Annotated in this window: 10 protein-coding genes; 2 read left to right on the top strand and 8 right to left on the bottom strand. The window is 55.5% G+C overall.

Annotated features, from left to right (window positions below; genetic code table 11):
* Positions 1 to 86: 86 nt before the first annotated feature.
* Complete coding sequence (locus tag PSR63_RS08155) at positions 87 to 1,556, top strand: OprO/OprP family phosphate-selective porin (RefSeq protein WP_274332268.1); 1,470 nt, start codon at positions 87 to 89, stop codon at positions 1,554 to 1,556.
* A 73-nt stretch (positions 1,557 to 1,629) separates the two neighbouring features.
* Complete coding sequence (locus PSR63_RS08150; protein WP_274332266.1) at positions 1,630 to 2,244, top strand: hypothetical protein; 615 nt, start codon at positions 1,630 to 1,632, stop codon at positions 2,242 to 2,244.
* Between the two features lie 161 nt (positions 2,245 to 2,405).
* On the opposite strand, the gene PSR63_RS08145 is transcribed toward PSR63_RS08150, so the two are convergent.
* The 8 genes from PSR63_RS08145 to PSR63_RS08110 all read right to left on the bottom strand — a co-directional run bounded on the left by PSR63_RS08145 (position 2,406) and on the right by PSR63_RS08110 (position 13,977).
* Positions 2,406 to 2,648: a hypothetical protein gene (locus tag PSR63_RS08145; protein WP_274332264.1), complete on the bottom strand. Its 243-nt coding sequence runs from the start codon at positions 2,646 to 2,648 to the stop codon at positions 2,406 to 2,408.
* Between the two features lie 361 nt (positions 2,649 to 3,009).
* On the bottom strand, positions 3,010 to 3,210 hold the full coding sequence (locus PSR63_RS08140; protein ID WP_274332262.1) for a hypothetical protein: 201 nt from the start codon (positions 3,208 to 3,210) through the stop codon (positions 3,010 to 3,012).
* A gap of 353 nt (positions 3,211 to 3,563) precedes the next feature.
* A complete protein-coding gene (locus PSR63_RS08135; RefSeq protein ID WP_274332260.1) occupies positions 3,564 to 4,991 on the bottom strand; it encodes a DUF1501 domain-containing protein in 1,428 nt (475 codons plus the stop codon).
* A 48-nt stretch (positions 4,992 to 5,039) separates the two neighbouring features.
* Positions 5,040 to 8,270, bottom strand: a complete 3,231-nt coding sequence (locus PSR63_RS08130) for a DUF1553 domain-containing protein (RefSeq protein WP_274332259.1) — start codon at positions 8,268 to 8,270, stop codon at positions 5,040 to 5,042.
* Between the two features lie 3 nt (positions 8,271 to 8,273).
* Positions 8,274 to 10,004, bottom strand: coding sequence for a FecR domain-containing protein (locus PSR63_RS08125; protein WP_274332258.1), 1,731 nt, complete (start codon positions 10,002 to 10,004; stop codon positions 8,274 to 8,276).
* Positions 10,001 to 10,570: a sigma-70 family RNA polymerase sigma factor gene (locus tag PSR63_RS08120; protein ID WP_274332257.1), complete on the bottom strand. Its 570-nt coding sequence runs from the start codon at positions 10,568 to 10,570 to the stop codon at positions 10,001 to 10,003. The genes PSR63_RS08125 and PSR63_RS08120 overlap by 4 nt, the downstream gene beginning before the upstream one ends.
* A gap of 430 nt (positions 10,571 to 11,000) precedes the next feature.
* A complete protein-coding gene (locus PSR63_RS08115; RefSeq protein ID WP_274332255.1) occupies positions 11,001 to 12,446 on the bottom strand; it encodes a sulfatase-like hydrolase/transferase in 1,446 nt (481 codons plus the stop codon).
* 37 nt (positions 12,447 to 12,483) lie between these two features.
* Complete coding sequence (locus PSR63_RS08110) at positions 12,484 to 13,977, bottom strand: sulfatase-like hydrolase/transferase (protein ID WP_274332253.1); 1,494 nt, start codon at positions 13,975 to 13,977, stop codon at positions 12,484 to 12,486.
* Position 13,978 lies beyond the last annotated feature (1 nt).

Here is a 13,978-nt window from a genome sequence, read left to right as displayed (position 1 = left end):
GCATTGATAGCAATTCGTCGAACCCAATGGTGCCGGACAACGGATGGACCGGCAGACATCTGAAATTCAAATTGGGGCAGACTTCTATGACACGATGGATCGTGACGGCCACCGCTCTGCTGGTGGTCTTAGGCATGCGTACGGCTAGGGCACAGTACGACGTACCAGATATGAGTACTTACGCGCCGCCAATTCCAACTTCTCCTTCGGATCATGTGATTTCCGCCGATCAAGCGGCCGCTTTGCAGCAGCAGATCGACGAGTTGAAGCGTGAACTAGCTCGCCAGAAGTTCAATAACAACGGCGGTGTGCCTGCCATGAACGTCAGCGCGCCGCATAATGGGGCGCCGGACATCGTCGAAGATGTCGATAGCCTGATGAAATGGCGCACTTCGGTTGAAAAGGCCGAGGAGAAAGCGGCAGCGTCCGCGGCCTTGAAGCCGTCGGTTAAAGTTGGTGGACGATTCTTCTATGACGTCGCCAACTTCTCGCAGAACCAAGCCAGCCTGGATCAGGTGGGTGATGCCGAAGATGAATTGAAGCTTCGTTGGTGCTGGGTTGAACTGGGAGGCAATGTTCTCGAGAACACGACCTACCGACTTTGGTTCGATGTAGCGGCTCAGGTAAACCTGCTGGACGTCTATGTCGACTTCGGAGAATTGCCCTATATCCAGAACTTTCGGGTTGGGCACTTCTTTGAACCGTTCAGCATGGAGCAGCTAACGGCCAACAAGTACCTGGAAACCATGGAACGCTCCAGCCCGTTTCTGTTGGGACGTAACATGGGCGTGATGGCTCATTCGGACAACTCCAAAGCGAATTGGACTTACGGTGTGGGTTTGTTTGTGTCCGAGCAAGGTGCCAAGCCACCGTTTTACGAATCGGATACCGACGCTTCGGCCATTACCGGTCGCGTGACTTACCTTCCCTGGTACGACGAAGCCAGTGACGGACGCGGGCTGATCCATACCGGTATCGGCTATAGCTGGCGTCACCTGGGCGATGGGAACACGCAGTTCCGAAATCGTCCCGATTCGGCGCTTGCTCCTTACATTGTCGATACCGGCGTGATCGATGCCGACTACTATCATCTCGCTGGGTTGGAAGCCGCCTACGTCTATGGATCGTTCACGCTGCAAACGGAGTACAACTGGGTCTCGGTAGACACCGATAACTTCGGTTCGGAATCGTTCGATCACTACTACGTTCAGGCAAGCTACTTCCTGACCGGTGAGAATCGTCCGTACAACCGTCGCTCTGGTTCGTTCTCGAATCGCGTCGTCCCCTACGAAAACTTCTTCCGCGTTCGCACCGAAGATAACTATATCTGCAACGGGGCGGGAGCCTGGGAAGTCGTCTATCGCTATGCCCATGACGACTTGAACAGCGATAACATTTTCGGTGGTGTCGACGATCGGCACTTGGCTGGACTGAACTGGTATTTGAGCCCGTTCACACGCGTCATGTTCCAGTATGTTTACTCGAATACCGATGACCCGGTCGCTTCCAATGGCGAACTGCACGTATTCCAAACACGTTTGCAAATCGATTTCTAGTCGATGCTCAACTTAGGCGATCGTCAGCGATCGGAACTACAAACAACATTGCCCATATGGGAAGAGAATAGCCATGCGATACCAAGTAACCATTGCCATACTGCTTGCCGTGTTAGCAAGCTCGATCGGTCCTGTTCGAGCTGAGGATCCGGTGATTGTTCCGCCGGTTCCAACCCAAGTGGAAGGCATTCCACCCATCGAATCGATGGAACAGATGGTCTACGGCGATCCAGGCTGTTGTGCTCATTGCACGCAGCAGTGCGCCTGCCAGAAGCGAACACACATCGTTTGCGAAATGAAGAAGGTCAAGAAGACGGTCTTCAACTGCGAGTGCGAAGATGTCTGTGGGCTGAACCCCAGCTCGATGTTTCCTGATTCCTTGTTCGGGATTTCGCTGTGGGGTCATAAGAAGATGGGTTGTGGCGAGGCCGGCTGTGGCGACTGTGCCGCAGGGTGCTGCACCAAGGCCCCGGTAGCCAGTCATTGCCGAACCCGCAAGATCCTGGTGAAGAAGACCATTACGGTGGAAGTACCCGTTTATAAGTGTGTTGTCGAATACTGCTGCGATGGTTGCGGCGGAGCCATTGAAGTCGCTGGTAGTGACTTGAATTCGCAGACCGCGGCGAAAGAGCAGGACGTCCCGCATGTGGCGACCCTTCCACGCCACCAGGCAGGCTACGGCGAATAGTCGACGCTGTTCCCCGAGGAGTTGTCCGGCTCCCAGTCCCAGGTCCATGCCCGCACTTGTGCGGGCATGGTTTGTTCTTGGACGCCCTTCACGAAATAAAAGAGCCCTGGTCACTTTGAAGCGATCAGGGCTCTGTTCATTGTGCGGATGGTTTGGGGTGTTTAGCTTTCCCCGTAGCCTGTTTCATCGCGGTAAAGCGATGGATCGTTTACGTGACGCATCACGCGAATGCTGGGGGCGTAGTAAGAAGGCATCGATTCGTAGGTTCGATACTCTACGCGAGGAGCGTGGTGGTAATGCGGCCGATAGGCGCGGCGACCAAACAGGCCGGCGTCGGCGGTCGAGATAAACGTGGTGCCTACCAGTGCGGCGAAGACTACGGAAGCAACAATGCGGGTCATCATGTTGAAGTGCCTCTAAAAATCAAATGGCAGTGGACTAGATTGCTAAGTTGGGGGCGATGAACGTCTCTATGTCATCGTAATCAGCGCGATGGCCGGATCCAACTCGATTCGCTGCGCGCTACCAGATTGAGGCGTGCGAGTGGGAGAGTCCTGAAGAACGCTAGCGCGATTGTCTAGCGGGTATCCGCGACATTCTAGGAGATTCGGTTCGGTCTGAATCGATTGCACCGAAGTTGATCCCCCTGGCATCGGTTGAGATGCACCTGGAGGGATGTGGCACAAATGCGAATGTCGCGGAGCAATTTTTTTTGGAAAACCAATTGCCGATAGGGCTTTGCCCAGGGCAGTTAGTTTAGAGTTACTAAGCCTGCAGGGCTGCGTGATCCGCGTTTTCGGGAAGCATCTTGAACAATGCCTCACGAGCTTGATCGTACGACCGATAGGTCGATGGATCGATGAGATAACCCCGTTCCTGGCGAGCGGTGTCTTCGGGTAGCTGTCCTGGTGTAACTTGCGCGATGGTGAGGCTTTGGTTGACCTCAATGATGGCGAAGCGGACCATGTTGGACTCCTTTGTGTTAGCAGATGCACAATTAAAATCCAAATGCCGAGCGTCCCAAATTCCGCCTAAGAACGTTGCGACATCGTCACTATTTCCATGTGACGAATACTCTTTACTTCGGTAGTTTCCCAAGAGTCCGAGAAGCTGTAAATGGGAAAAATTTCACGAACTCCGAATTTCATGAACACTGCATATTGGGTGGCAATCTTGTAGTCACTCACGCGCGAAACGATACGAATTCGTGCCGATTCTGGAGAGAAAATGACCATGCCTGCAGTGCAGCATTGCGGCTACCCGCAGTGCGTTTCGGTGCTGGTCCAAGCTGAAAAAGTGAGAGCCTGGAAGCTGGCCACTTAAGCCAGCCCAAGGACCTTCATTTCAGCGCGACCTTCATTCATGTCGATCCGCTCAGGTCGACCCTTATGACGGTAGATAAGCTTGGTGTGATCGACACCTAGCACACGCATGATGGTCGCATGCAGATCGTGAACATGCAGAGGATTCTCGACCGCTTTCAGGCCGAGATCGTCGGTTGCACCAATGGTGCGACCGCCGGGGATGGCACCACCGGCCATCCACATGGTGAAGCCGGTCGGGTTGTGATCCCGGCCGTTTCCTTTTTCGGACATGGGCGTGCGACCGAACTCGCCGCCCCAGATGACGAGCGTCTCGTCCCAGAGGCCGCGGCGTTTGAGGTCCTTCAGCAAGCCAGCAATCGGCTTGTCGACCTCTTTGCAGAGCTTGCCGTGGTTTCCTTCGATGTTGGTGTGGGCGTCCCAGCCGCTGCCTGCTCCGCTGTAAAGCTGAACGAAGCGGACGCCGTTTTCGACCAGTCGACGAGCCAGCAGGCAGTTGTTGCCGAAGACGTTCGTTTCCTTTTGGTCGATTCCATACAGCTGTTTGGTCTCTTCGGTCTCGCTGCTCAGGTCGACAATGTCTGGTGCCGCGGATTGCATGCGGAAGGCCAGCTCGTACGACTTGATGCGGGCTTCCAACTCGGTATAGTCTTCTCGCTCAGCTGCGTGTTCGCGATCCAGCTGGCTCAGGAAGTCGAGTTTCGACTTCTGGCGTTTGGGCGTGATATGGCTGGGCGGATTGAGGTTCAAGATTGGGTCAGCACCGGACTTGAACTGAACCCCTTGATAGGCGGCCGGCATGAAGCCGCTGCCCCAGTTTCGCGAGCCGTTGACCGGTTGCCCCTTGCCGTCGGTCAGCACCACGAACGCAGGCATGTCCTGGTTTTCTGTCCCCAGACCATACGTGGCCCAGGCACCCAGGGAAGGTCGACCACCAATGACGTGACCGGTATTCATCTGGCAAACGCCGGACGAGTGGTTGATGCCGTCGGATACGCACGATCGGATCACGCACAAGTCATCGGCACATGTCGCAATCTCAGGGAACCAGTCGGAAACCCACAGACCACTTTCCCCGTGCTGCTTCCACTTACGAGGGCACCGCATTAAGGGAGCATCGTTTTCACCCATCGCCAGGATCACTTCCCCGAAGCTTTCGGGAAGTTTCTGACCGGCCAGCTCATTGAGCAGCGGCTTGGGATCGAACAGGTCGATATGGCTCGGGCCACCTTCCATAAACAGGAAGATCACGTTCTTGGCCTTGGCAGGAAAGTGGGTAGTCTTTGGAGCTCGAGGATCCGCAGGAGCTGCCGTTGCGGATTGACCCATGAGGGCTGCCAGGGCCATCGCACCAAAACCACCGCCTGACTTGGCGAGGAATTCGCGGCGCGAGGTAGGGACTTCAATATGTGGTTGGTTATTCATGGCGATTCTCCCTTCGGAGTTTCGGTCGGAGGCATGTACGGGGCAGGGTTAGTCGACGAATTGGAACTCGCCGGAATTCAACAGGACGTGACAGTAGTCACTCAGGGCAATCAAGACCGGTCCCATGCCGCGTCGATCCGAGCGTCGCGACAGTTCCAGCTCTCGCCTGGAATTCGCGGCATCGGCCAACGGACCGTTGGGATTGGAGCGGACGAATTGCCACATGCCGACCGTGTCCTTGGTGACAGGATCGTTCGGAGTATTAATCAGGATCTGCGATTCCTCTTGGATCGCGCCGTTGGTCAGTCGAACTTCGTCGATGAGGCCATCCCAGTTGTGTGGGCTTTGAGCATCTCGGCCGCCGACGCTGAATCGAAGCGAATCCGAGCCGCAGTCACTCACGATTGAGTGCTTGACGACAACCGTTTCCAGTTCCGATTCGTCGTACGACATGTCGCGTGCGTAAAACGTAGCCGTGCCGGCATCGAAGTCGACAGAAGCGGCAACGTAGTACGGCTTGTCGGAAGGGATTCGGATGTTGGACGGAACCACTTCATACTTCACCTTGCCGCTCTTGTCCTTGCCAATCAATTGCAAGATCAGGTTCCGCGGGCGATAGGCCGACTTTGTGCTCGTGACACCAAAGTTCCAGCCTGGCGTCGAATTCGATCCATTCCAATGAGCTGCGATCGTACGGACCGAGGCATCCTTGAATAAGGTTCGGTTGAAAACCAAAGCTTCGATCGTGAAGTTGTTCGACGGCAGGGCCTTGGTGTCTGGCAGCGTTAAAAACTGATGAGGTGTTTTATCGCTGATATTGAACGCCGTATTCCAGCGCTGCATCTGAGGTTCATCCAGCAGGGCCGTGGAAGGGAGTTCGCCAGCGTCCGCCTTGGTAAGCTCGCGGTTGTAGGCGACTTGTTCTTCGATGAACGCTACGGCTGATTCGAGTTCTTCCGACTGAGGCAGTCTGCCGAAGCATTCTCGGAAGCTTTCACGAACGATGGCTTCATAGTCGGTGCCATGCTCTCGGTTAAGCCGCTTGGCCATGGCTTCCGATCGTTTCAATGTCCAATCGCCATTGAACATCAACAGCGATTGCGTTGCGGTTGTCGTGGTATTCCGCTGAGCGACACTGGAAAACCCGGTTGGAGAGTCGAAGCTTTCCAGCAGGGCATCCGGAGAGTTACGCATCTTCTTGGTGAAGACGGTACGCACGGCACTATTGCTAGACGAGGCCGGACCGCCGGTCTTCTCTTGAAGCTCTCCACTGACAGCCAGCATGGCGTCGCGGATTTGCTCGGCTTCCAACCGATGGGCTGGGAATCGCCACAGCAGGCGATTCTTCGGATCGACCATCTTGGCTGCTTCCGGAACATCGATCAACGAGGACTGACGGTAGGTCGCTGACAGCAGGATCTGACGATGAAGCGGTTTGAGTCGCCAGCCGTTTTCAATGAATTGACTCGTTAACCAATCCAGTAGCTCGGGATGCGTCGGTGGTTCGCCCAAGCGGCCAAAGTCGCTGGCATTGGAGGAAAGGCCCACACCAAAGTGATACTGCCACACCCGATTCACGATCACGCGTGGAGCGAGTGGGTTGTCGTCTCGACACAGCCACTTGGCCAACGCGGCACGTCGACCGCTACTTTCCTTGTTGGCAATGGACGAAGGATTAATTTCTGCATCGCCAGGCTCGAGAATGGTTAAGAATCCAGGCTTGATCTCTCGCTGCGTACGTTCATCGGGAATGGTGGTGGGGACGATCGTTCCTTCCGCATCTCCAATGATATCGGCGACTGGCGGTCGCTTCGGTTTGCTGCCCAGGACATCCTGGAGCTTCTTCTTCAGGTCTTCCCACGTCTGCTTCTTGTCTTTGGGAATGCGGCCTGACAGGCGGTCGTATTCAAACTCGACCTGCTCCTCAACGAGGTAGAAGATTTGGTTCTCATACGTGTTCCGTTGGTCTGCCGGCTTCCAGTACATTTTCTGGACTTCTTCCGGGAACATCTCGACCGCTTTTTTCTGAGCACTTTCCCGCGGCTTCTTTTCGATCTCAGCAATCTGATCTAACAGGTCCTGATGCTTGGCCTCCCATTGAGCCAATTCGTCCTCGTACTTCTTGAGTTCTTCTTGGCTGGCTAGTGGGTGGGAATCTTTCCAGACCAGGGGCTTAAAGAAAGCCTGGAGGCGGTAGTAGTCGTCTCGCAAGATCGGATCAAACTTGTGGTTGTGACAGTGGGCACAGGCGATACCCATCCCCAGGAACACATCACCGACGGTGTCGGTCAGTTCATCATTGATGAGGATTTGTTGACCTTCGGCATCGCGGCTGTTGTACTCGTAAACGCCACCACGCAGAAAGTATGTCGCCGTCAGAGCGTCGGGGTCATGAGGGGCGACTTCATCCCCAGCCAACTGCTCGGTCATGAACTGCTTGTACGTCTTATCGTCGTTCAGGCTCTTGATCACATAATCGCGGTAGCGATACGCCAACGGTCGATAGGCATCCTGGCGATAGCCGTCGGAGTCCGCATAGCGAACGACGTCCAGCCAGTGAGTTGCCCAGCGTTGCCCATACCGAGGATCGGCCAAAACCTTGTCGACAAGCTCTTCGTAGGCCGCAGGACTGGGGTCGCTGACAAAAGCGTTCACTTCTTCCGGAGTTGGCGGTACGCCGAGCATGTCGAAATAAAGACGCCGAATCAGGTCCCTCGGCTCGGCTGGTGGTGCTGCGGAAAGCTTTTGTTCTTTCAGCGTGGCCAGAATGAAATTGTCGATGGGGTTGTGGGTGATCGCTTCCGCATTAACCTGCGGCACGTCAGGACGTTCTACCGGTTGGAAAGCCCACCAGGCGCGGTCTTCCTTGGTGAAGAGCTCGTCTTCACGGGGTTCGCCTGGGTGCTCTGGCCAGTAGGCACCATTCTTGATCCACGTTTCCAAAATCGCGATCTGCTCGTCCGGGAGAGGCGCCGAAGGAGGCATTTCATAGCTTTCGTACTTCACGGCGGCGAGAAGTTCGCTTTCGTCCGGTTTGCCAGGCACAACGATCGGGCCACTGCTACCACCTTTCATGAAGTGATTGCGGCGGTCGAGGCGCAGATCCGATTTCTGCTCTTTGGCACCGTGGCATTCAAAGCAGTGCTGAGCGAGCAGTGGACGAACCTTCGTTTCAAAGAAGATCGCTTGCTTATTCTCATCCGCGGCTAGTGCGGGTGAAATCATTCCCGCCAAAAGCAATAGTGCGAGGGACGTGAATGAGCTAAGGGTATTAGGCATGACTTACTCTTCCGTTGAGTTAGGCTCTTCGGGCGAGGTGGTAGAAACAGGTGGGAAGCCCCCGATAAACACGGGGTCAATGTAGTTGTCGTCGTCCATCGCATCTTGGATGAACAGTTCGCGAACCTCGGCACCTTCCGGATACCCAAGGTCGGACAAATCGATGCCCGCTGCGATCACTTTGGCAGGGACCGCGTGAGGTACACCGCCGTTGTGATTCGATTGGCACAGTTCGTCCACGCTACGAATGCGTCGGTCGAAACCGTACAAACGAAAGCTGCTCAATTGATGCGAGCCGTGGTCGACGAGCGAGATGTCGTATTGACGAATGGTGTGAGATTTCAGGCCGGGTTCAAAGTGGGTGGGCGAAACATGGAACGGATCGCCATCCTCTGGGTGCACGACCACATGCAGGTCAAACAGCACGATATCCGGGCCGGGGCCATTGACGATCGGCTCGTGAAAGCGAACCGCCAGGCCAGGCGTGCGTTGGCCTAGGTCTTCATTGGTAATGTCGGGATCCGAGTCCAACGGGATTTCGCTGCCACCGGGGTTCAAGATGCCGGTGCACAGACAGTGGTCGCGATCGAGGTACTCGGCTCGGCGACGTGTGTCATCGCCGCTTTTCGGGTCAACACTTAGAAGTGGCGTCGTCAGGTTGTTGATGTTTTGATTGACTTTGAAGTGAATCAAATCGAAGCCAATCAGCTGGTCTACGTCGTACGAAAAAGTCTTGCCGCCGCGCTGTGCCGTGACGCCCAGCAGCTTGTCGGGCTCAGGCTCTCCGTCCGGTGAAACGTCAAACGAAATGATGCGGTCAGGCAGGATCGACTTGTAGGTGCGACCGAACTGGGAACCATCGCCCGCGGCGACTTCCCCCATCGAGTTGATGACGCGGCCTTCGCCTGCTTCGAGAAGCAGCCCTGCGTGAACAGGGGTAGTGGCTTCCTGGGCGGTAAAGACTTCGGCGGCTCCTTCGATCACTTCGACATCCGCTTCGCCTGATTCATTGACGCTGATGGAGAATCGAGTTCCTTTGTCGACCACTTCGGCCTGGGGCGTCAGAACGCGAAAGCCTTCGGCGCCATCAGGAGCGTAAACCGAACACTCGCCCACTTTCAGCAAAACTCGTTCGGCCGACTGAATCGCAAAGACAGCCGGAGCCTGAACGATCATTTCCGCACCGGTACGGCTGCGAAGCTGAACGCTTCCTTCGACCAATGCATAGTCATGATTCAGGGCAAGCGTATCACCAGGAGCGAATGCACGTGGTTCTCCAAAGAAACGACTCCTTGCCAATTGCATGATCTGCATGTCCGCAATCGCAGGACCCGATTGGCCGCCGTCCGGGTTTCCTCCCGTTTGGGGATCGGTGTGAGCCACCGGCTGCTGATTGGCGGCCCAATACACGACCGGGGCAACCAACAGGCCAAATAGAGCCAATGCCAATAGCGGCCAGTAGCCAGCAGATTGGGACGCTGGGGTCGGCTCGGTACGCTGCATGTGCGCAGGGCGAACGACAGCTTCCGGCAAGCTAAGCGTTTGGCGTCCGGTTTCTTCGACGGCTAGTTTGGCCAAGCCGTATTCCAGATCCAAAAGAAGGAAATACTCGTCCCGTAGCTCGGGACTGGCCAAGAGCATTTCTTCCAGCTCGGCATGTTCTTCGGCCGTCAGGCTTTCATGAACACTGCGATGCACTAAATCGGCGAGTCGTTTGTTGAGTTCGTTTGTCATGCGTCCTCTCCTGCGGCGGTGAGTCGCATCTGGACACATTGGGCCAGCTTGCGGCGAATGGTTGCCAACTGATTGTAAAGTGTCTGAGCCGAACGACCGGTGGCAGCCGCCAGGTCGGCCACGGTCGTGGCACCACCGTAGGCTTTCCAAACCAACTGTTGCTGGTGTTCGGTTAGCTTTTTGACGCACAAGCGTAGTGCTGCCAGATGATCCGGAACACTCGCAAGATCGTCGGTTCGTCTCTCTGCCAAAAGGTCTAGCAGCGTTTCGCTGAATTGCAGTCGATCACGCTGGGCAGTGCGGAGGAAGTTCTTCACCTCGTAAAACGCTACGCCACAAGCCCACGAGAGAAAGTCTCGCTGCTGATCGAACGTGTCAAACTTCTTCCACAACAGCAGGCTGCAGCGCTGGAAAACGTCGTCCGCATCCGCATGGTGCGGCAGTAACGAGTAAATGTAAGCGTGCAGCCGGTCGCAATCCGCCGAAAAGTATGCCAGAAAGTCTGCATAGCGCTGATCTTGCGCCGCGTCGTCGGTCTGAGATTGTTCTGGGATTTCGTAGGACATGTATTGGGTAGGGCTGTTTCAGGTGGGGGGCCCAAACCAAGAGAATCAGTTCAGGACTTCACCTTGAGATCGTACGTGGAGTCGCCACTTTACTACGGAAAATACATCAAAGTCGATCGAATAACGGGGCTACCTCGGACCTTGAAATGCAAGAAGCCATCCCAGAGGTAGCTTGTAAGCGTGCTATCACGCCCCAATATGCAGAATAAACACGGGCAGTAGGTTACGTAACGTCTAACGAATTGCGGCGCATGGAGAGCAAGACAAGGAATATACCCTCCACCAAGAAATCGTACGCTCAGACCGCAGTTTACCCCTACTTCTCACGAAAACCAGGAGAAAAATATCACACGTCGCCGCTGTGTATTGATCGCCGCCGTTATTGGGCCAAAGGTGCCTTTTAACGGAATCGAGGTTAGGTATCAGAGGGTTAGTCTTTCAGGACCTTTTGGATGTACGTTCGATACTCCCAGCGGTCCTTCCACTCGGGCAGATACTTCTCGTAACGGGGATCAATCGTCCAGTAATGGGGTTCGGGATCAGGTTCGGTCAGCTTGCCGGCGGCGTAATCTTTGCCAGCAAAGCTCGCCTCGACCGCGGCGTCCCAGGCCTGGTAGGCCGATTTGAGTTTCTCGAACTGGGCAGGCTCGGCCTTGGCCAGGTCATTCTCTTCGTGCGGATCATCCTTCAGGTTATAGAGCTCAAACTTGTTTGCTTGGTCGCGGTTAGATGTCACTAGTTTCCAGTTGTTGTCGACCCAGGCTGCCTGTTTCTGAAATCGAAAGCCAATCGGTTGTTCGCGTGCTCCGAGCTCGTCCGCAAGAAGCGGCTTTAAGCTGACGCCATCCAGGGGCTTAACAAAGACATCGTCCGGTAGGCCAAGCACGTCGGCGACCGTCGGAAAGAGATCCATCGTGCATGCCGGATAGCTGCTGATGCGAGGCTGAACCATCGATGGCCATTCGATGATCGCGGGAACCCGAAGGCCCCCTTCGTAGACGTTTCCTTTGTTACCACGCAGGCCTCCAACGGTGTCTGGTTGGATCCGGGGTAGCCCGCCGTTATCGCTGCAGAAGACGAACAGCGTATCGTCGGCGATCTTCATGTCGCGTAGTGCCGATCGAAGGGTGCCGATACTGCGATCCATGGCAACGAGTTCACCATAGTGATTCTCGGAATCCGCTTTGAGGTTGCCAAAGGGAATCTTGTCGTCGTCGAGAGCTTTGAATGGACTGTGAGGCGTACCAAACCACACAACGGCGAACATGGGTTTGCCGCCGTCTTTGTGCTTCTGAAGGAACTTGATTGCCTCGGCCATGGCGACTTCGGACGAATCCCCCTTCATTTGCTCGAACTTGCCTTGCCGGCTCATCAGCGGATCGACATCAAAGAAGTTCGTCACTGAAACCCATTCATCGAAACCAAAGTGACCTGGGCCGTAGGTGTCTTCGGCAAGGATTGGTGCACCGGGGCCACGGAGCCCGTTGAGATGCCACTTGCCAAAGTGCCCGGTGACGTACCCGGCATCTTTCAGGGCCTGGGCGATCGTCTTTTCCTGATGTCGCAACGCGTAACCATGCGTCAGGACACCACTGCGGACTGGCGTGCGGCCAGTCATCACACTGGCTCGGGTCGGAGAACAAACACAGCAGCCCGCGTAGAATCGTTCGAGACGCAGACCGTTGGCGGCCATCAGGTCCAGGTTCGGCGTTTTCAAAACCGGATGATTTCGATAGCCTGTTTGCCCCCAGCCCATGTCATCGGCCATCACGAAAATGATGTGAGGGCGATTTTCAGAATCTACTGTTTGGGCGTTGGCAACGGTCAAGCCAGAGGTCATCAGGCAGGCGATGGCGAGAACTAGGATGCGCGTCATGAGAGCACTCTTTGTTTTGGAGTCGTCAACCGGGAATCTAGCGAACCTGGCCGCTGGCTTGGATCGATTTAAGCTTCTGCTTTAATTGTTGCACGAGTTCCGGCTTGCTTTCGTAGAGGTTCTTTTTCTCAGCCGGATCATTCTGCAAATCGTAAAGCTCGCCGGGCAGCTTGTCTTCTTGGTAGCCTCGCTCTTGGTCAAACCACTTGGGGATTCGATTGTGCGAGCCAGAGGGGGCATCGACCAGCAGCCAATTGCCGTCCCGGATCGCATAGGCTTTGGCCGCTGTGTTGTGCACGATCGTTTCACGGGGACTCGCTTCGCCTGACAGCCAAACTTGCAACTGATCGTAGCTGTCGTGCGCCGTATCTACAGGAAGCTGGTAGTCGACAATCGCTGCAATCGTGCCCATCAAATCGACTTGGCTGATGAGGGCATCGCTCGTGCTGCCCGGTTTGATTTTCCCTGGCCACTTCACGACAAACGGAACGTGATGTCCACCTTCATAAAGGTCGCGTTTGACGCCTCGAAATGGGGCCGAGCTCCAATGATCGAAATTCTTGACCCGCTCGTAAGCGTAATTCTCGGCGCCATTGTCGGCCGTAAAGATCACGAGCGTATTATCCTCGAAGCCGTTCTCCTTTAACGCGGCCAATACCTTTCCGGCCATCGCATCGGTCATGTGGACAAAGTCACCAAACGGTCCTGCCTGGGAAGATCCAATGAACTCCTCGGTCGGGACGATTGGCGAATGTGGTGAGTTGAATGGTACGTAGAGGAAGAACGGTTCCTGCTGGCCTTTCTGTTTAGCGATCCAATCGACCGCTTCATCGGCCAGCTTGGGGACGACTGCCCAGAAGTCCCAGTCTTTCATTGCCGGGCCAGGTCGGGCACTCCAACGGCCTTCCGGCGTCTGGGGAGTTTTCGTCAGCATGACCGATGGTTGGCCAACGACTTGATCGTCCTTGAACCAGGCATAGGGTGGAAAGTTCGGGACATCGTCACCGAAGTACTCGTCGAATCCGTGTGAGGTTGGGCCACCAGAGATCGGCTTCGACCAGTCGAATGCTTCTGGCTGAATCACTCGGTTGCCACGATTTGATTTGACATCCGCATCAGGACGGAGGATTTCGTCCCAATTCCAACCGAGATGCCACTTCCCGATGCAAGCGGTCCGGTATCCCTTTTCCTTGAGGATTTCCGGCAGCGTCAGTTCTTGGGGGTCGATAACCGGCGGACCAAACGCTTGGACAATGCCGTGAAACTTCCGCCAGTGGTATCGACCGGTTAACAGCGCATAGCGGCTCGGGGTGCAGATACCTGACGAGCTGTGTCCGTCGGTCAGGCGTAAACCTTCCTTCGCCAGACGATCCAAGTGGGGCGTTGGAATCTTGGAATCAGGGTTGTTGGCACCTAAGTCGCCAAACCCCATGTCATCCGCATAAAGGATGACAATGTTGGGCTTGTCTGCGGCGCTAAGCGGCCCTGCGAACCAGACGGTCAGCACGGCGGCGAGAAGTAGGCGCTTCACG

The organism is Bremerella sp. P1, assembly GCF_028748185.1.
Lineage (GTDB): Bacteria > Planctomycetota > Planctomycetia > Pirellulales > Pirellulaceae > Bremerella.
Note: the sequence above shows the minus strand (reverse complement) of the source record. Positions and strands in the feature narration are given on the sequence as shown.

Bases quoted from the DNA above. Each gene is read 5' to 3' on its own strand.
- PSR63_RS08155 (WP_274332268.1), top strand. From the start codon at position 87: ATGACACGATGGATCGTGACGGCCACCGCTCTGCTGGTGGTCTTAGGC.
- PSR63_RS08150 (WP_274332266.1), top strand. From the start codon at position 1,630: ATGCGATACCAAGTAACCATTGCCATACTGCTTGCCGTGTTAGCAAGC.
- PSR63_RS08145 (WP_274332264.1), bottom strand. From the start codon at position 2,648: ATGATGACCCGCATTGTTGCTTCCGTAGTCTTCGCCGCACTGGTAGGC.
- PSR63_RS08140 (WP_274332262.1), bottom strand. From the start codon at position 3,210: ATGGTCCGCTTCGCCATCATTGAGGTCAACCAAAGCCTCACCATCGCG.
- PSR63_RS08135 (WP_274332260.1), bottom strand. From the start codon at position 4,991: ATGAATAACCAACCACATATTGAAGTCCCTACCTCGCGCCGCGAATTC.
- PSR63_RS08130 (WP_274332259.1), bottom strand. From the start codon at position 8,270: ATGCCTAATACCCTTAGCTCATTCACGTCCCTCGCACTATTGCTTTTG.
- PSR63_RS08125 (WP_274332258.1), bottom strand. From the start codon at position 10,004: ATGACAAACGAACTCAACAAACGACTCGCCGATTTAGTGCATCGCAGT.
- PSR63_RS08120 (WP_274332257.1), bottom strand. From the start codon at position 10,570: ATGTCCTACGAAATCCCAGAACAATCTCAGACCGACGACGCGGCGCAA.
- PSR63_RS08115 (WP_274332255.1), bottom strand. From the start codon at position 12,446: ATGACGCGCATCCTAGTTCTCGCCATCGCCTGCCTGATGACCTCTGGC.